We start from the raw sequence: 16,875 nt of genomic DNA, 5'->3' as shown, positions 1-16,875 counted from the left end.
CCGGTCCCGTTTCCCTCTCACTACTGCCCCATGAGTCCTGTTTCCGCGCTGCGCATCGTCCTCGTCTGCAACACCGCCTGGGCGATCCACACCTACCGCCACGGCCTGATCCGCATGCTGGTGGCGAGCGGCGCCGAGGTGGTGGTGCTCGCGCCGCGCGATCGCACCGTCGAGCCGCTCGTCGCGATGGGCTGCCGCTATGTCGAGCTGCCGGTGGCCTCGAAGGGCACCGATCCGCTCGAGGATCTGCGGATGCTGGCCGCGATGCGCCGCCACTATCGCGAGTTGCGCCCGCAACTGGTGTTCCACTACACGATCAAGCCGAACATCTACGGCTCGATCGCGGCCTGGCTCGCGCGCGTGCCGTCGGTGGCCGTCACCACCGGGCTCGGCTACGTGTTCATCCGCGAGAGCCGCGCGGCCTCGATCGCGAAGCAACTCTACCGCTTCGCGTTCCGCTTCCCGCGCGAGGTCTGGTTCCTCAACCGCGACGACCTGGCGACCTTCGAGGCCTCGCGCCTGCTCGCGCATCCCGAGCGCGCGCGGCTGCTGCACGGCGAAGGCGTCGACATCGAACAGTTCGCGGCCACGCCGCTGCCCGAGCGCGCGACCTTCACGTTCGTGCTGATCGGCCGGCTGCTGTGGGACAAGGGCGTGCGCGAGTTCGTCGACGCGGCGCGCGCGCTGCGCCCGCGCTATTCGCAGGCGCGCTTCGCGCTGCTCGGGCCGGTGGACGTCGACAATCCGAGCGCGGTGTCGAAGCGCTACGTCGACGAATGGGTGCGCGACGGCCTGATCACGTATCTTGGCGAGGCGCACGACGTGCGCCCGCATATCGAGGCGGCCGACTGCGTGGTGCTGCCGTCGTATCGCGAAGGCGTGCCGCGCACGCTGATGGAAGCCTCCGCGATGTGCCGCCCGATCGTCGCCACCGACGTGCCCGGCTGCCGCGACGTGGTGGCCGACGGCGAGACAGGCCTGCTCTGCCTCGCGCGCGACAGCGCGAGCCTGGCGGAAAAGATGGCGGCGATGCTGGAGATGCCGGCCCAGGCGCGCCGCGCGATGGGGCAGCGCGGCCGCGAGAAAGTGTTGCGCGAGTTCGACGAGGCGAACGTCGTCGAACGCTATCGAGAAACCATCCGTGCGCTGACGGGCACGGCACTCTGACGGAGGTCAACCATGAGTGACAAAGGCACCATCCTCGTGACGGGCGGTGCGGGCTTCATCGGCTCGCATACGGCTGTCGAACTGCTCGGTCACGGCTATGACGTCGTGATCGTCGACAACCTGGTCAACAGCAAGCGCGTGGCCGTCGACCGGATCACCGAGATCGCGGGCCGCGCGCCCGCATTCCACCCGATCGACGCGCGCGACGAGGCCGCGCTCGACAAGGTGTTCGACGCGCACCCGATCACGGCCGCGATCCACTTCGCGGCGCTCAAGGCGGTGGGCGAGTCGGTGGCCAAGCCGATCGACTACTACCGCAACAACCTCGACAGCCTGTTCTCGCTGCTCGCGGTGATGCGCGCGCGCGAGGTCAGGCAGGTAGTGTTCAGTTCGTCGGCGACCGTCTACGGCGTGCCCGAGCGCTCGCCGATCGACGAATCGTTCCCGCTCTCGGCCACCAACCCCTACGGCCAGACCAAGCTGATGGCCGAGCAGATCCTGCGCGACCTCGAGATCTCCGACCCGTCGTGGCGGATCGCGACGCTGCGCTACTTCAACCCGGTCGGCGCGCACGAAAGCGGCCTGATCGGCGAGGACCCGGCCGGCCTGCCGAACAACCTGATGCCCTACGTCGCGCAGGTCGCGGTGGGCAAGCTCGAACGCCTGCGCGTGTTCGGCAACGACTACCCGACGCCCGACGGCACCGGCGTGCGCGACTACATCCACGTGGTCGACCTGGCGCGCGGCCACCTCGCCGCGCTCGACGCGCTGCGGCAGCGCGATGCGAGCTTCACGGTGAACCTCGGCACCGGGCGCGGCTACAGCGTGCTCGACATCGTGCGCGCGTTCGAGGCCGCGAGCGGGCGCAAGGTGCCCTACGAGATCGTCGCGCGCCGGCCCGGCGACGTCGCCGAGTGCTATGCGGACCCGGCCCGCGCGGCCGAGCTGATCGGCTGGCGCGCCGAGTACGGCATCGAGCGCATGTGTGCCGACCACTGGCGCTGGCAGGAGAAGAACCCGCGCGGCTTCGCCTGACCCACGCGGGCGGCGCGGCCGGTCCGGACGGAATCGGTCGCGCCGCCCGCGCGCCGGGCCGCCGCGCCTCGCCCCCGCCGGCCCTCGCCGGCCCTCGCCAGTCTCCGCAATTCCCCGCAAGTCCTTGTCCCACAAGGGAAACGCGAGCCGGCCGCGCTTTCGGGGCCGGCCGGGCGTCCTGTATAATCCGCTGTCCCGTTTCCGGCTCGTCGGCCGGCCCCGCTCGCCCTCCGGCCCGTCCATGCTCAGTTTCGCCGTCGCGTTCCTCGCCTCCCTGTTCGTCACGCTGCTCATCATCCGCTATGCGCATCTGCACGAGAAATTCTCGATCGACAGCGACCTGGCCGGGGTGCAGAAATTCCATGTTCGCCCGGTGCCGCGCGTCGGCGGCCTCGGCATCGTCGCGGGCCTGCTGGCCGGCTGCGTGCCGCTCGCGCTGCGCTATCCGACGGTGGCCGGCAGCATCGCCGGGCTCGCCGCCTGCGGCCTACCCGCGTTCGCCTCGGGACTCGTCGAGGACCTGACGAAGAAGGTTTCGCCGCGCGCGCGCCTGATCTGCACCATGGCCGCCGCCGCGATCGCGTTCGCGCTGGTCGGCGTGGCGATCACGCGCATCAGCGTGCCGCCGCTCGATTTCCTGCTCAGCTACACGGCAATCTCGGCCGTGGTCACGGTGCTGGCCGTGGCCGCGCTCGCCAACGCCGTCAACATCATCGACGGCTTCAACGGCCTGGCCTCGATGGTCGCGTTCATGATGTTCGCCTCGCTCGCCTACGTCGCGTTCCAGGTGTCCGATCCGACCGTGCTGTCGGCCTCGCTCGTGATGATGGGCGCGATCATGGGCTTCTTCATCTGGAACTTCCCGGCCGGGCTGATCTTCCTCGGCGACGGCGGCGCCTACTTCATCGGCTTCATGCTCGGCGAGCTCTCGATCCTGCTCGTGATGCAGCACCGCGAGGTGTCGGCCTGGTATCCGGTGCTGCTGTTCATGTACCCGATCTTCGAGACCTGCTTCTCGATCTACCGGAAGAAATTCGTGCGCGGCATCTCGCCCGGCATCCCCGACGGCGTCCACCTGCACATGCTCGTCTACAAGCGGCTGATGCGCTGGGCCGTCGGCACGCGCGCCGCGCACGACCTGACGCGCCGCAATTCGCTGACCTCGCCCTACCTGTGGCTGCTCTGCCTCGTGGCCGTGATCCCGGCCACGCTGTTCTGGCGGCACACGGTCCACCTGTTCGCGTTCGTGCTGGTGTTCGCGTTCACCTACGTGTGGCTCTACGTCAGCATCGTGCGTTTTCGCGTGCCACGCTGGCTGGTGGTCCGCAAGCAGCGCGCGCGCCGTCACCACTGAGGCACGGGGGCCGCGCGGCCGTCATGGCGTGCGTTCGCCGTGCGGTTTGGTGTCGTGATCGACCATGAAAAAAAGCGCTCATTCGAGCGCCTTTCGTTGGTGTGTCGTCGCCTCGAGCGACCTCAGCCGGCCTGCTGCGCGCCGCCGCCGGCGATGCTCTGCAGCGTCGGGCCGCAGGCCGGCTGGTATTCCGGCACCCAGCGGCGCAGGTCGCGGCGCACCTCGTCGTCGCCAAGCACGCGATGCTGCATCAGCCAGGGCAGCAGCTCGTCGAGCAGGTGGTCGGGCACCTCGCGCGCCTTCGCGGTGCGCAGCTTCGGATGCGGCGTGCGGGTGGTGGTCTCGTCGTCGGCGAGCAGTTCCTCGTAGAGCTTCTCGCCGGGCCGCAGGCCCGTGAACTCGATGCGGATCTGCTGCTCGTCGAAGCCGTAGAGGCGGATCAGGTCGCGCGCCAGGTCGACGATGCGCACCGGCTCGCCCATGTCGAGGATGAAGATCTCGCCGCCCCGCCCCATGCTCGACGCCTGCAGCACCAGCTGCGAGGCCTCGGGAATCGTCATGAAGAAGCGCGTGATCTCGGGGTGCGTGACGGTAACCGGGCCGCCCTTGGCGATCTGCTGCTGGAACTTCGGGATCACGCTGCCGGCGCTGCCGAGCACATTGCCGAAGCGCACCGTCTCGAACTGCGTGTTCGGGCTGGTCTGCTGCAGCGCCTGGCAGGCCATCTCGGCGAGCCGCTTGCTCGCGCCCATCACGTTGGTCGGGTTGACGGCCTTGTCGGTCGAGATCAGCACGAAGTGGCGCACGCCATGCCGGATCGCCGCGCGCGCCACGCGGTAGGTGCCGAGCACGTTGTTGCGCAGCGCCTGCCACGCGTTGAGCTCCTCCATCAGCGGCACGTGCTTGTAGGCCGCCGCGTGGAACACGATGTGCGGCGCGTGGCTCGCCATCACGTGGTCGAGCAGCAGCGAATCCTTGGCGTCGCCGATGATCGGCACCACGCGGCTGTCGCCGAAGCGCTCGCGCAGGTCCTCGGTGAGCCGGTAGATCGCGAACTCGGACAGGTCGAACGCGATCAGCTGGGCGGGCGAGAAGCGCAGGATCTGGCGGCACAGCTCGGAGCCGATCGAACCGCCCGCGCCCGTCACCATCACCACGCGATCGTGCAGCAGCGCGTCGACGTGCGCCGTGTCGATCGTCACCTCCTCGCGGCCGAGCAGGTCCTCGAGGTCGATCTGGCGGACCTGCGAGAGGATGCCCTGGCCCGGCATGGTGGTCAGCGACGGCAGCACCAACGCGTTCACGCCGGCGCGCACGCACAGCGTAGCGACGCGGCGCTGCACTTCCACCGAGGCCGCCGGCATCGCGATGATCACGTGCTCGGCCTTCATCGCCTCGGCCCAGCGCGGCAGTTCGGAAATCGGGCCGAGCACTTTATAGCCGTAGACCTCGCGGCCGCGCTTGGCCGGCTCGTCGTCGAGCAGCCCCACCAGCCGCCATTCGCCCGAGCGGGACAGCTCGCGCGCGAGGCTCGCGCCGGCGCCGCCGGCGCCGAGCACCAGCACCGGCTTGCCCTGGCCGACGAGGCCGCCGTAGCGATAGAACTCCTTGGTCGCGCGGTACAGCGCGCGCGCGCCGCCCATCACGAGGAACAGCAGCATCGGCGAGAGCAGCAGCACCGAGCGCGGGATGATCGGCGCGGGCTGGAACATCACCGCGCAGGCCATCACGATGCCGCCGCCGCCCACCACCGCCTTCGAGATCCGCAGCAGATCGGGCAGGCTCGCGAACACCCAGAGCCCGCGGTAGAGGCCGAGGGCGCGGAACAGCACGGCGTAGACGGGCAGCACCCAGGCGAGCGCGAGCAGGCCGCCGTGGAGGAAATCGGGGGGCACGCTACCGTTGAAGCGGATCAGATAGGAAAAGAGCCACGTGGTGGCGACCGCCAGCAGGTCGAACAGGAACGCGCTCAGCGAAAGCCACGATGCTTTGCGTCGCAACATCGACACGGCACCTCAGAAATTGTTGTTGGCGTTATCCAGCACCCGGCGCCAGCGCAGATCGATGATCAAGCCGGTGCATGCAATCACGCAATACCATCCGACAAACAGGATCCACTGGATCAGGGGACTGCAGGTCAGTGCTCTCAGGGCGATGATTATGCCGACAAGCATCGCGGCATACCAGTAAAGCGCGGTCCGGCGATGATTCGTGCCCGAGCGGATCATGCGCTGATAATAATGCTCGCGGTGCGCCTGCCAGAACTTATCACTGCGTAACAAACGTCTCAATAATGTTACAGATGCATCCGCGATAAAGGGTGCAAACACCATGGCCGGAAACCAGATCGGCCAGACAGCCTCGCGCCAGCCCCAATATCCGAGCGCCCCGGCGAGAAAACCGAGCGGAATCGAGCCGGCATCGCCAAGGAACAGTCGTGCCGGATGGAAATTGAGCAGCAGGAAGCCCGCGGCCGCGCCGGCGACGCTCGCCGATGCCAAGGCGAGATCCGCTGCCGCGCCCGGCCCGGCAGCGAACGAGGCGGCCGCATAGGCTCCGAAACCGAACAGCGCCATGCCGCCGGCCAGGCCATCCGCGCCGTCCATGAAGTTGTACAGGTTGATCAGCCAGACCATCAGGAACCCGATGGCAACCAGCCACCAGGGCGCGGCGGCCGGATAGACGACCAGCAACACCGCCACCGCGCCCAGATGGGCGGCAAAGCGAACCCGCGCGGGCAGGCCGCGCCGATCGTCGATCTGCGAGAGCGCCGCCAGCGCCGCCGCCGCCAGCGCAATCAGGGCGAGACGCGGCGCAAGCGCCAGGATTCCCACGACCACCACCGGCACGATGCCCCAGCCGCCGACGCGCGGAATCGGGCGAGTATGCAGCGAGCGCGCGTTCGGAATGTCGGTGGCGAGCCGCCATGCCCATCCGGTGCTCAGCAGCAGGCGCAGGATCGCCGTGGACATCACGGCGGCCAGGACTGCAACCAGCACCACCTGCCACGCGAAGGGCAACGCAAGAAGCATGTCTGTCATGTCCGATGATTTCGTGAGCGGTACCAGTCAACCGTCGCGGCGAGCCCCTGTCGGGTCGTGCAGGGCGGCTGCCAGCCAAGTTCCCGCCGGATCCGGCGCGTATCGAGTTGCAGGCTGCCGGCCAGGCGATCGACCTGAGCGGCGCGCCCGGTCAAGCGGCCGATCGCGCGCAGCAGGCCGACCGGAAACGGCACGAGGCGCGCCGGGCGACCCAGTTCCACGGCCACCATGCGCAGCAGCTCGGCCACCGTCGGCGCGTCGTCGTCCGCGACGTGAAAGCATCCCGTCGCCCGGGGGTCGGTCGCGCAGCAGCGCAGCGCATCCGCCAGGTTGTCGACGTAGACGAGGCTCCGGCGCGCGCGAACCGAGCCGAGCGGCAACGGCACGCCACGCGCCACGGCGTCGAGCATGCGAAGGAAATTGGCGCGAACGCCGGGTCCATAGACGAGCGGCGGACGCACGATCACCACCTCGATCCCGCTGTCCTTGCCCCATTGCTGCAACGCGAGTTCGGCATCGCGCTTCGAACGCCCGTAGGGATCGAGCGGTCTCGCCGGCGTGTCCTCGGACAGCGGCGTCCCGTCATCGCCTTCGGCAAGCGCCTTCACGCTGCTCACGAACACGAAACGCCGTGCTCCGCGGCGGCGCGCGGCCTCCGCGACGCGCAGCGTTCCCGTCAGATTGGTCGCCCGGAACGCCAGCTCGGGATCGGCGGCGCTGTCGTTCATCACATGCACGCGGGCCGCGAGATGGATCACGCAGTCGACCTCGGGCAGGTCTGCCTCGGCGAGCCCGTCGAAGTCGATGCCGTCGAAGCACCGCTCGCTGACCCCGTCAACGCAGGCGCCCGGGCGCCTGACCAGCCCCGTCACCGCATGGCCTCCGGCCAGCAAGGCGCGGCAGGTGGCGCGGCCGACGAAGCCGTTTGCTCCGGTCACGAGAATCCTGTTCATCGCCACTTCCAGCCGAAACGATGGTAGAACCGGAAGGCCGAGGCCAGGAACATCCGGATATGGGCGAAGCCCTTGCGTGAAGCACCGCCGCCGTGATGGATGATCCGCACCGAGGGGACATACGCGATCGACGCAAGCCGGCCGGCGCGGACACTGAGGTCGTAGTCCTCGAAATAGAGGAAGTAGCGCGGATCGAAGCCCCCGAGCCGACGCAGCAGGTCGGTACGGAACAGCATGAAGCAGCCGCTGACGATGGGCGGCTCCCAGACGATGTCCGTGTCGTTGATTTGGTCACGCATCTCGTAGCGTGCGAGACGGCGCGCGAACAGCCTGCGCAGCGAACCCGGCAGGAAGCCGCGCACGAACAGGTCGAGCAAGGCGGGATAACGACGGCACAGGTACTGGAGCCGCAGTTCGCCGTCATAGGTTCGCGGCGCGAGCAGGCCGACCTGCGGATGCGCGTCGAGGAACTCGGCAGCCCGCACCAGGGTATCGGGATCGAGATCGACGTCGGGATTGAGCACCAGGTGACAGTGGCCGCGCGCGCGCTCGATCGCGAGATTATGGCCGCGCCCGTAACCGAGATTGCCGTGCCCCGAGAGCAGGGTACAGGCGACGCCGGCGCGCTCGAGCGCCGCGATCGGCTCGGCCAGGTCTGGCAGCCCGCCATTGTCGACGAGATAGAGTTCGATCCCGCCGCCGCGCTCCGACTGCCAGACGCGGCAGGCTTCGAGCAGATGCGCGAGCGTGCTTGCGATGGTCGCGCGCTCGGGATGGTAGGTCACGATCGAGACCGACCAGCGCTCATCGCCGGATGGCGGAACCGGATGCAATGCGGGAGTGAAGGATTCGGATGCCAAGTGTGGGTGACGTATTCAAATGATGGCCGGCGCTATCGCATTCGACAGCAGGCCGCGGCAACGCCCGGCCGGACCGGCGCGGACGCCGGGCTTCGGCCCGCCGCATCGGTTTGGCCCTGCCGGGATGCGAAACCTCGCATCGCGCGGCCAGCCGCCGTTTTTGGGCTCCTGCACGCGCCGCTCGCCGGGCCGCGGCCACGCGATGACGCAGCGCCATGATAGCCGACGTCCACCTGCCGGCCGTCAAGTCACGCGCATGCTCGCGCGGTTCGACGCCTCGGTTCGAACGGGGCCCGCGGAAGACATTCGGCGATCGCGCGCAGGCAGGCGACGCGAAACGCAGCCGGGCCGGCACCGCATCGGTCAGGCGCGCCGTGTTGCGCGATCTGATCAACATCAACCGGAGCGCGCGTCAATGTTCCGCGAGATCGTCCATCACGAGCGCCAGCGCGCGGCGCCAGTCGAGCCGAGTCAGCCCGAAACGCCGATCGAAACGGCCGTTGTCGAGCACCGACCATGCCGGACGGCGTGCCGGCGTCGGGTAGGCCTCCGAATCGATCGCCTCGATGGTGCGTACCTTGATCGCGTCACCGCGGGTTGCGCGAGCCGAATCGACGATCGTGGAGGCAAAGCCGTGCCAGGAAGTCTGATCGGCAGCCGTCATGTGGAACAGGCCCGATTCGAAATGACCTGCCGAACGCTCGCGCATTGCTTGCGCGGCGGCATGCGCGGTCAGTTCGGCGATCATCCGCGCCGAAGTCGGGGTACCGATCTGGTCGGCCACCACCCGCATGGTTTCGCGCTCTCCCGCCAGTCGCAGCATCGTGCGCAGGAAGTTTCGACCGCGCACGCCATAGACCCAGGTGGTGCGAAACGTCAGCCAGTCGCCGCCGGCCGCCGCGATCGCCTGCTCGCCGGCCAGCTTGGTGCGGCCGTAGGCATTGACGGGCGAGGTCGGATCGCTCTCCGTGTAGGGACGATCGGCCGTGCCGTCGAATACGTAGTCGGTCGAATAGTGAACCAGCAGTGCGCCGGCCTTGCGGGCCGCCTCGGCCAGCACGCCGACCGATTCGCCGTTCACGCGCAGCGCGAGCGCCTCCTCCTCCTCGGCCCGATCGACCGCCGTGTAGGCCGCGGCATTGACGATCAGGCCGGGCCGGACCTCGGCCACCAGCGGCGCGAGCGTCTCGGGCCGCGACAAATCGGCGGTCTCGCGATCGCAGGCGACCACCTCGCCGAGCGGCGCGAGCGCGCGGGCCAGTTCCCAGCCGACCTGGCCGTTGCGGCCGGTGACGAGCACCCTCATGCGTACACCTCGGCGTCGGCGAGCAGGACGCCGGCCGCATCCTTCGCGGCCAGCACCGGCTCGCCGTCGAGCGGCCACTCGATGCCGATCACCGGATCGTTCCAGAGGAGGCTTCGCTCGAACTCGGGATACCAGTAATCGGTGGTCTTGTAGAGGAATTCGGCCGATTCGCTGACGGCGACGAAGCCGTGCGCGAAACCGGGCGGCACCCAAAGCTGGCGCTTGTTCTCGGCCGACAGGATCACGCCGACCCACTTGCCGAAGTTCGGCGACGCGCGGCGGATGTCGACCGCGACGTCGAACACCTCGCCCGCGATCACGCGCACCAGCTTGCCCTGCGCATGCTCGATCTGGTAGTGCAGGCCCCGCAGCACGCCGCGCGCCGAACGCGAATGGTTGTCCTGGACGAACACCGCCTGCGGGTCGACCTTCTCGGCGAATTCGCGGCCGTTGAAGCTTTCGTAGAAGAAACCGCGGTCGTCGCCGAACACTTTCGGCTCGACGATCCTCACCTCGGGAAGCGCGGTTGGAGTTACCTGGATTGCCATGCCACCTGGTCCGTCAAGAGATTCTTCAGATACTGCCCGTAGGCGTTCTTCGCGAGCGGCTGCGCCAGCTTCAGCACCTGCTCGGCGTCGATCCAGCCGTGCCGGTACGCGATTTCCTCGGGGCACGCCACCACCAGCCCCTGACGCTTCTGCAACGTGGCGATGAAGGTCGCGGCCTCGATCAGCGAATCGTGCGTGCCGGTGTCGAGCCACGCGTAGCCGCGGCCCATGATCTCGACGTCGAGCTGGCCGGCCTGCAGGTAGCGCGAGTTCACGTCGGTGATCTCGAGCTCGCCGCGCGCGGACGGCTTGATGTCGGCGGCGATGTCGCACACCTGCCGGTCGTAGAAATAGAGCCCGGTGACCGCGTAGTTCGAGCGCGGCTTGGCGGGCTTCTCCTCGATCGACAGCGCATGGAACGCGCTATCGAACTCGACCACGCCGTAGCGCTCCGGATCCTGCACGTGATAGGCGAACACGGTCGCACCGTCCTCGCGCGCGTTCGCGCTCGCGAGCTGCCGGACCAGATCGTGGCCGTAGAAGATGTTGTCGCCGAGGATCAGCGTCGACGGATCGTTGCCGATGAATTCGCGGCCGATGATGAATGCCTGCGCGAGCCCGTCCGGCGACGGCTGCACCGCGTAGGCGAGGTTCATGCCCCACTGCGCGCCGTCGCCGAGCATCGCCTCGAAGCGCGGCGTGTCCTGCGGCGTCGAGATGATCAGCACGTCGCGAATCCCCGCGATCATCAGCGTCGCCAGCGGGTAGTAGATCATCGGCTTGTCGTACACCGGCAGCAGCTGCTTCGACACCGCGTGCGTGATCGGGTACAGACGCGTGCCGGAACCGCCGGCCAGGATGATGCCCTTGCGTGTCATCTCGCCTCCGTCACGCGCGCTGCGCGTAGTTCATCTCGACCCAGTTGCGATACTCGCCCGAGGCGACCTCGGCGGCCCAGGGCTGGTTGTCGAGGTACCAGCGCACGGTTTTTTCCATGCCGGTCTCGAACGTCTCGGCCGGCTTCCAGCCGAGCTCGCGCTCGAGCTTGCGCGCGTCGATCGCGTAGCGGCGATCGTGGCCGGGGCGATCGGTGACGAACGTCACCTGCTCGCGATACGAGCCGGCAGCCTTCGGCCGGTGCGTGTCGAGCAAATCGCACAGCACATGCACCACGTCGAGGTTCTTCTTCTCGTTCCAGCCGCCCACGTTGTAGGTCTCGCCGGGCACGCCGCCTGCCAGCACCTCGCGGATCGCCGAGCAGTGGTCGCCCACGTAGAGCCAGTCGCGCACGTTCTGGCCGTCGCCGTACACGGGCAGCGGCTTGCCGGCGAGCGCGTTGGCGATCATCAGCGGGATCAGCTTCTCGGGGAACTGGTAGGGGCCGTAGTTGTTCGAGCAGTTGGTGGTCAGCACCGGCAGCCCGTAGGTGTGGAAGTAGGCGCGCACCAGATGGTCGGAACCGGCCTTGGTGGCCGAATAGGGGCTGTTCGGCGCGTACGGCGTGGTTTCGGAGAACTGCGGGTCGCTCGCCGACAGCGAACCGAACACCTCGTCGGTCGAGACGTGCAGGAAGCGGAACGCAGCCTTCGCGTCGGCCTCGAGCGTGTTCCAGTACTGGCGCGCCGCCTCGAGCAGCGTGAAGGTGCCGACCACGTTGGTCTGCACGAAATCGGCCGGCCCGTGAATCGAGCGGTCCACATGGCTTTCCGCCGCGAAATGCAGGATCGCGCGCGGGCGATGCTCGGCCAGCAGCGCGTCGATCGCCGCACGATCGCAGATATCGACGCGGGCGAATACGTGCGCCGGATTATCCTGAAGCGATTTCAGCGTGCCGAGATTGCCCGCATACGTCAGCTTGTCGACATTCAGCACTGCCTCGTCGGATTGCGCGAGCCAGTCCAGCACGAAATTGGCGCCGATAAAACCGGCACCGCCCGTCACCAATATCATGGGATCCCTTTTGTCGAAATACGATCCATACGCGCCGCGTTGTCGACTGGCGCCACGGCTTCCCGGAATGTGCGCCCGCGAATCGCGAATGTTCTGTTGTTCTGCAGCCCGGCAGGCCGATCGGACTGCCTTGCAGCCTTGTCGCACCTCGCCCCGCAAGCGCGCAATTATAAGGCCAGTCCCCCCTGAAAGGCGGGCTTCTAACAACTTGCAACAGCTTGACAAATGACGAAAGGCATGATGTTTCGCACCCGTTTTTCTCAAAAAAGAGACAATTCGCGGGATATTTTCTCTCGCCAATCGCGCAAGGAAGTCCGGATTAACCTGTGTTACCGTGTGCCGCAGTTCGTCAAGCAATGTCAAATCATCACGTCACGCCCATGACCCTAGCATCCGGCACGGCCGTTCCCATCGCGTTCGGCGACCTCCAGGGTTGTCACGCGCCGTTGCGCCAGTTGCTGTCACGCCTGTCCCCGTCAGCCGACCGGCCGCTCTGGTTCGCGGGGGATCTGGTCAACCGCGGCCCCGCCTCGCTTGCCACGCTGCGTGAGGTGATCGCGCTCGGCGAGCGCCGGGTGGCCGTGCTCGGCAATCACGACCTGCACCTGCTGGCGGTCTCGGCCGGCATCCGGCAGCTCAAGCCCGGCGACACGATCGGCGAGATCCTCGACGCACCCGACGCGGAGGATCTGCTCGACTGGGTCCGCCACCGGCCGTTCGTTCACTTCGAGGGGGGCAAGCTGATGCTGCATGCGGGCCTGCTGCCGCAATGGGACGTGACGCTCGTGCTCGAACTCGCCGACGAACTGCAGCGCGCGCTGCGCGCGCCGGACTGGCGCGACACGCTGCGAAAGCTCTACGGCAACGAGCCGAACCAGTGGCGGGACGGCCTGACGAAGGCCGAGCGCCTGCGCGTGGCGTTCAACGCACTCACGCGGCTGCGCTTCTGCACGCCGGACGGCGCGATGGAGTTCCGCGCCAACGGCGGCCCCGGCGCTGCGCCGGACGGCTATCTGCCGTGGTTCGAGGCGCCCGGCCGGCGCAGCGCCGAGGTGACCGTCGTGTTCGGTCACTGGGCCGCGCTCGGGCTGATGCTGCGCGACAACCTGGTCGCGCTCGATTCCGGATGCGTGTGGGGAAACCAGCTGTCGGCCGTCGAACTCGCCGACGACCCGGCCGCGCGCCGCGTCACGCAGGTGTCCTGCGAGGGCTGCGGCGCCGGCGGGGACTGAACGGCCGGCACGTTTCTGTTGCGTTGCCGCAACGCGTTCAATTGCATCGAACTATCGGCGGCCGGGGTCGGACCACGACGCCCAAAGAGCGATCGGGGCTCGCCCGTGAAGGCGAAGCGCCCCGCCCTCGCGGCCGTCAGGCGTCGCGGCGCGCGGCCGGCTCCGCCTCGACGCCGGTCGGCGCGGCTTCATGCGCCGCCGCCCCGCCCGGCTGCCCCGCGAGTTCGTCGACGGCAAGCCGCGCGAGCGCCTCGGCCGTCGGCTGGCCCGCGTTGCCCTGCATCTCGGCCAGCGCGGCGCAGACCGCCTCGCGCGCGCGCGCCGAGAGCTCGCGCCGGTCACCGGCCTCGATCGGCGCGCCGACGTAGAGGTGCGCGACCAGCGGCGCGTCACGCAGTACGCGCCCGAGCGAGGTGCCCAGCGACATCTTGCCGGTGTAGGCGGGCGCCACCGACTGCCGCCCCTGCGCGTCCTCGTACATGATGCAGAGCGGCTGAACCGGGCGCCCCGCCTCGACCGCAGCCTGGAACATGTTCGAATGGAACGGCAGCACATCGAGCCCGTTCGAGGTGGTGCCCTCGGGAAACACGCACATCAGCTCGCCGCCGTTCAGACGTTCGGCCAGCTCGTGCATGATCCGCTTGGCCTCGCTGCGCTTCTCGCGCTGCAGGAAGATGGTGCCGAGCTTCTCGGCGAGCCAGCCCACCACCGGCCACTGGCGCACCTCGGCCTTCGAGACGAACGGCGTGGGCCGCCACGCGTTGATCACGTAGATGTCGAGCCACGAGACGTGGTTGCCGATCACGAGCGCGCCGGCATCGAGCCGCGCCTCGTCGTGATGGACGACGAGCCGCATCCCGCAGAGCCGCAGCATCTTCACGGTCCAGCGGCGCGTCAGTTCCTGCCGCCGCGCCGGCGTGGCCCGGCCGAAATGCAGGGCGATGGTCGCCATCCCGCGCAACAGATGCAGGATCAGGCGCAGCTTGCGCAACAGGTTCACGATGCGCTCCCGCTCAGCGACGCTCGAACGCGAGCTGGCCGGCGACGATCGTCGCGCGCACCTGCGCGGGCAGTTCGTAGCCGAGGAACGGCGAGTTGTGGCCCTGGCTCTTCAGCGCGCGCGGCTCGACCTGCCAGTGCGCGGCCGGATCGAACACCACCAGGTCGGCCACCGCGTCCGGCACGAGACGCCCGGCCGGCAGCTTCAGCACGTCGGCCGGGGCCGAGGTGATGTGGCTCAGCGCCCGCGCGAGCGGCAGCTTCGCTTCGTTGGCCCACTTCACCGTCAGCGACAGCAGCAGCTCGAGGCCGGTGGCGCCCGGCGTCGCCTCGGCGAACGGCAGCAGCTTCTCGTCGTCGTCGACCGGCGTGTGGTCGGAGCAGATTGCGTCGATCGTGCCGTCGGCCACCCCGGCGCGGATCGCCTCGCGATCACGCTCGGCGCGCAGCGGCGGATCGAGCCGGTACTGCGCGTCGAAGTAGCCGATATCGACGTCGGTCAGGTGCAGGTGGTTCGCGCTGACGTCGCAGCTCACCGCCAGCCCCTCGGCCTTCGCCTCGCGCACCAGCGCGATGCCGGCCGCCGACGACAGTCGCATTACATGCACGCGCGCGCCCGTCACGCGCATCAGCTCGAACAGCGTGTGCAGCGCGATGGTTTCGGCCGACACCGGCACGCCCGACAGCCCGAGCCGCGACGCGACCGGGCCGCTCGCGGCCACCCCGCCCCTGGAGAGGAACGCGTCGAGCGGGCGCAGCCAGACCGTGAAGCCATAGGTGCTCGCGTATTGCAGCGCGCGCAGCAGCACCTGCGTGTCGCGGATCGGCACGTTGGCCTGCGTGAAGCCGATGCAGCCCGACTCGGTCAGCTCGACCATCTCGGTGATCACCTCGCCGCCGAGCCCCACCGTCAGCGCGCCGAGCGGATAGACGTGCGCCTGGTGCAGCTTGCTCGCGCGGAACTTGAGCATCTCGACCAGGCCCGGCTCGTCGAGCACGGGATCGGTGTCGGGCGGACAGACGAGGCTCGTCACGCCGCCGGCCACGGCCGCGGCCATCTCGGACTCGAGCGTGGCGCGGTGCTCGTTGCCGGGCTCGCGCAGCCGCGCCGAGAGATCGACGAGACCGGGCGCGACCACCAGCCCGGTGGCGTCGATCGTCTTCGCCGCGTGGAAATCGGCCGGCGCCGCGCCGATCGCGGCGACCTTGCCGGCCGCGAGGTAGACGTCGGCCTGTTGCTGCGTGCCGGCGGCCGGATCGACCAGCGTGCCGCCCTTGATATGAATCTTCATGCGCTGCCTGTGAATGCGTTGGATGCGTGGAATTCGATGGCCGGACGGCGGCGCCCGCCGCGCTGCGCGGCTCGTGGCGCCGGCCCGCGGCCGCAATCAGTCGCTGTTGCCGGCGACGATCCCCATCACGGCCATGCGCACCGCGATGCCGAACGTGACCTGGTTCAGGATCACCGACTGCGGGCCGTCGGCCACCTGCGAGTCGATCTCGACGCCGCGGTTCATCGGCCCCGGGTGCATCACGATCGCGTCGGGCGCGGCCAGCGCGAGCCGCTCGGGCGTGAGCCCCCAGCTCTTGAAATACTCCTGCGCCGAGGGCAGCAGCGCGCCGCTCATGCGCTCGTTCTGCAGGCGCAGCATGATGATCACGTCGACGCCCTTCAGGCCTTCGTCGAGATTGTGGAAGACCTTGACGCCCATCTGCTCGAGCCCGCCCGGCAGCAGCGTGCGCGGCCCGATCGCGCGCACCTCGGGCACCCCGAGCGTGGTCAGCGCATGGATGTCCGAGCGCGCCACGCGCGAGTGCAGGATGTCGCCGACGATCGCCACGCGCAGCTTCGTGAAGTCGCGCTTGTAGTGGCGGATCGTGTACATGTCGAGCAGCCCCTGGGTGGGGTGCGCGTGGCGGCCGTCGCCGGCGTTGATCACGTGGACGTGCGGCGCGCAGTGCTCGGCGATCAGGTACGGCGCGCCGCTCGAGGCATGGCGCACCACGAACAGATCGGCATGCATCGCCGAGAGGTTGTTGATGGTGTCGAGCAGCGATTCGCCCTTGCTCGTCGACGACGCGTTGATGTTCAGGTTCAGCACGTCGGCCGACAGGCGCGTGGCGGCGATCTCGAAGGTGGTGCGGGTGCGCGTCGAGTTCTCGAAGAACAGGTTGAACACCGACTTGCCGCGCAGCAGCGGCACCTTCTTCACCTCGCGGTCGGTCACGCTGACGAAGCGGTCCGCGGTGTCGAGGATGTGCGTGACGATCGAGCGCGGCAGGCCCTCGATCGACAGCAGATGCTTGAGCTCGCCGTTCTTGGTGAGCTGCGGGTTGCCCTTCAGGAAGCCGTAGCGAAAGCGCTCGGTGGACGCAGCCGCGGCGGGGGTGCCGGCGCGGCCGGAGGTGTCGGTCGTCATGGTGTGCGTG

At 68.6% G+C, this 16,875-nt stretch carries 15 protein-coding genes; 4 read left to right on the top strand and 11 right to left on the bottom strand.

Annotated elements, in window-relative coordinates:
• Positions 1–30 precede the first annotated feature (30 nt).
• The 3 genes from bpln_RS03695 (at position 31) to bpln_RS03685 (ending at position 3,556) form a co-directional block, all read left to right on the top strand.
• Positions 31–1,167 (top strand): glycosyltransferase family 4 protein, encoded by a 1,137-nt coding sequence (locus tag bpln_RS03695; RefSeq protein WP_042624029.1) that lies wholly within the window; start codon positions 31–33, stop codon positions 1,165–1,167.
• A 12-nt stretch (positions 1,168–1,179) separates the two neighbouring features.
• Positions 1,180–2,202, top strand: a complete 1,023-nt coding sequence (galE, locus tag bpln_RS03690) for a UDP-glucose 4-epimerase GalE (RefSeq protein WP_055138115.1) — start codon at positions 1,180–1,182, stop codon at positions 2,200–2,202.
• A gap of 241 nt (positions 2,203–2,443) precedes the next feature.
• Positions 2,444–3,556, top strand: a complete 1,113-nt coding sequence (locus bpln_RS03685; protein ID WP_055138114.1) for an MraY family glycosyltransferase — start codon at positions 2,444–2,446, stop codon at positions 3,554–3,556.
• Positions 3,557–3,678: 122 nt separating this feature from the next.
• Here the strand turns inward: bpln_RS03685 and bpln_RS03680 are convergent, their stop codons facing one another.
• The 8 genes from bpln_RS03680 to rfbB all read right to left on the bottom strand — a co-directional run bounded on the left by bpln_RS03680 (position 3,679) and on the right by rfbB (position 12,214).
• Positions 3,679–5,559, bottom strand: a complete 1,881-nt coding sequence (locus tag bpln_RS03680; protein WP_055138113.1) for a polysaccharide biosynthesis protein — start codon at positions 5,557–5,559, stop codon at positions 3,679–3,681.
• Positions 5,560–5,571: 12 nt separating this feature from the next.
• A complete protein-coding gene (locus tag bpln_RS03675) occupies positions 5,572–6,588 on the bottom strand; it encodes an MraY family glycosyltransferase (protein ID WP_082465182.1) in 1,017 nt (338 codons plus the stop codon).
• A gap of 5 nt (positions 6,589–6,593) precedes the next feature.
• The gene (locus bpln_RS03670; RefSeq protein WP_055139435.1) at positions 6,594–7,550 is read right to left on the bottom strand and encodes a UDP-glucose 4-epimerase family protein; all 957 of its coding nucleotides are present in this window, start codon (positions 7,548–7,550) and stop codon (positions 6,594–6,596) included.
• Complete coding sequence (locus tag bpln_RS03665; protein WP_082465320.1) at positions 7,547–8,335, bottom strand: glycosyltransferase family 2 protein; 789 nt, start codon at positions 8,333–8,335, stop codon at positions 7,547–7,549. Before bpln_RS03665 ends, bpln_RS03670 begins: the two co-directional genes overlap by 4 nt.
• A gap of 487 nt (positions 8,336–8,822) precedes the next feature.
• Entirely contained in the window at positions 8,823–9,716 is an 894-nt protein-coding gene (gene rfbD, locus bpln_RS03660) for a dTDP-4-dehydrorhamnose reductase (RefSeq protein WP_042624023.1), read from the bottom strand.
• On the bottom strand, positions 9,713–10,264 hold the full coding sequence (rfbC, locus tag bpln_RS03655; RefSeq protein WP_055138110.1) for a dTDP-4-dehydrorhamnose 3,5-epimerase: 552 nt from the start codon (positions 10,262–10,264) through the stop codon (positions 9,713–9,715). The genes rfbD and rfbC overlap by 4 nt, the downstream gene beginning before the upstream one ends.
• Positions 10,249–11,142 (bottom strand): glucose-1-phosphate thymidylyltransferase RfbA, encoded by an 894-nt coding sequence (rfbA, locus tag bpln_RS03650; protein WP_055138109.1) that lies wholly within the window; start codon positions 11,140–11,142, stop codon positions 10,249–10,251. The genes rfbC and rfbA overlap by 16 nt, the downstream gene beginning before the upstream one ends.
• A gap of 10 nt (positions 11,143–11,152) precedes the next feature.
• Positions 11,153–12,214 carry a dTDP-glucose 4,6-dehydratase gene (rfbB, locus tag bpln_RS03645; RefSeq protein ID WP_055138108.1) on the bottom strand — a complete coding sequence of 354 codons (1,062 nt, stop codon included), beginning with the start codon at positions 12,212–12,214 and terminating at the stop codon, positions 11,153–11,155.
• A gap of 380 nt (positions 12,215–12,594) precedes the next feature.
• On the opposite strand from rfbB, the gene bpln_RS03640 reads away from it, so the two are divergent.
• Complete coding sequence (locus bpln_RS03640; protein WP_042624019.1) at positions 12,595–13,446, top strand: symmetrical bis(5'-nucleosyl)-tetraphosphatase; 852 nt, start codon at positions 12,595–12,597, stop codon at positions 13,444–13,446.
• Positions 13,447–13,582: 136 nt separating this feature from the next.
• Here bpln_RS03640 and bpln_RS03635 read toward each other — a convergent pair whose 3' ends face one another.
• The 3 genes from bpln_RS03635 to bpln_RS03625 all read right to left on the bottom strand — a co-directional run bounded on the left by bpln_RS03635 (position 13,583) and on the right by bpln_RS03625 (position 16,865).
• Positions 13,583–14,398, bottom strand: a complete 816-nt coding sequence (locus bpln_RS03635; RefSeq protein WP_042626408.1) for a lysophospholipid acyltransferase family protein — start codon at positions 14,396–14,398, stop codon at positions 13,583–13,585.
• Positions 14,399–14,459: 61 nt separating this feature from the next.
• Positions 14,460–15,737, bottom strand: coding sequence for a dihydroorotase (locus bpln_RS03630; RefSeq protein ID WP_042624018.1), 1,278 nt, complete (start codon positions 15,735–15,737; stop codon positions 14,460–14,462).
• 96 nt (positions 15,738–15,833) lie between these two features.
• Positions 15,834–16,865, bottom strand: a complete 1,032-nt coding sequence (locus bpln_RS03625; RefSeq protein ID WP_055138107.1) for an aspartate carbamoyltransferase catalytic subunit — start codon at positions 16,863–16,865, stop codon at positions 15,834–15,836.
• Positions 16,866–16,875 lie beyond the last annotated feature (10 nt).

The sequence above is a fragment of the Burkholderia plantarii genome, assembly GCF_001411805.1.
In the GTDB taxonomy this organism is placed as follows: domain Bacteria; phylum Pseudomonadota; class Gammaproteobacteria; order Burkholderiales; family Burkholderiaceae; genus Burkholderia; species Burkholderia plantarii.
The sequence above is the reverse complement of the archived record's forward strand: the minus strand, read 5'-3'. Positions and strand labels throughout refer to the sequence as shown.

What these genes read in the sequence shown, in the direction of transcription:
- bpln_RS03635 (WP_042626408.1), bottom strand. Translation starts at nt 14,398, where the DNA reads ATGGCGACCATCGCCCTGCATTTCGGCCGGGCCACGCCGGCGCGGCGG.
- bpln_RS03695 (WP_042624029.1), top strand. Translation starts at nt 31, where the DNA reads ATGAGTCCTGTTTCCGCGCTGCGCATCGTCCTCGTCTGCAACACCGCC.
- rfbC (WP_055138110.1), bottom strand. Translation starts at nt 10,264, where the DNA reads ATGGCAATCCAGGTAACTCCAACCGCGCTTCCCGAGGTGAGGATCGTC.
- bpln_RS03675 (WP_082465182.1), bottom strand. Translation starts at nt 6,588, where the DNA reads ATGCTTCTTGCGTTGCCCTTCGCGTGGCAGGTGGTGCTGGTTGCAGTC.
- rfbB (WP_055138108.1), bottom strand. Translation starts at nt 12,214, where the DNA reads ATGATATTGGTGACGGGCGGTGCCGGTTTTATCGGCGCCAATTTCGTG.
- galE (WP_055138115.1), top strand. Translation starts at nt 1,180, where the DNA reads ATGAGTGACAAAGGCACCATCCTCGTGACGGGCGGTGCGGGCTTCATC.
- bpln_RS03685 (WP_055138114.1), top strand. Translation starts at nt 2,444, where the DNA reads ATGCTCAGTTTCGCCGTCGCGTTCCTCGCCTCCCTGTTCGTCACGCTG.
- rfbA (WP_055138109.1), bottom strand. Translation starts at nt 11,142, where the DNA reads ATGACACGCAAGGGCATCATCCTGGCCGGCGGTTCCGGCACGCGTCTG.
- bpln_RS03625 (WP_055138107.1), bottom strand. Translation starts at nt 16,865, where the DNA reads ATGACGACCGACACCTCCGGCCGCGCCGGCACCCCCGCCGCGGCTGCG.
- bpln_RS03630 (WP_042624018.1), bottom strand. Translation starts at nt 15,737, where the DNA reads ATGAAGATTCATATCAAGGGCGGCACGCTGGTCGATCCGGCCGCCGGC.
- bpln_RS03680 (WP_055138113.1), bottom strand. Translation starts at nt 5,559, where the DNA reads ATGTTGCGACGCAAAGCATCGTGGCTTTCGCTGAGCGCGTTCCTGTTC.
- rfbD (WP_042624023.1), bottom strand. Translation starts at nt 9,716, where the DNA reads ATGAGGGTGCTCGTCACCGGCCGCAACGGCCAGGTCGGCTGGGAACTG.
- bpln_RS03670 (WP_055139435.1), bottom strand. Translation starts at nt 7,550, where the DNA reads ATGAACAGGATTCTCGTGACCGGAGCAAACGGCTTCGTCGGCCGCGCC.
- bpln_RS03640 (WP_042624019.1), top strand. Translation starts at nt 12,595, where the DNA reads ATGACCCTAGCATCCGGCACGGCCGTTCCCATCGCGTTCGGCGACCTC.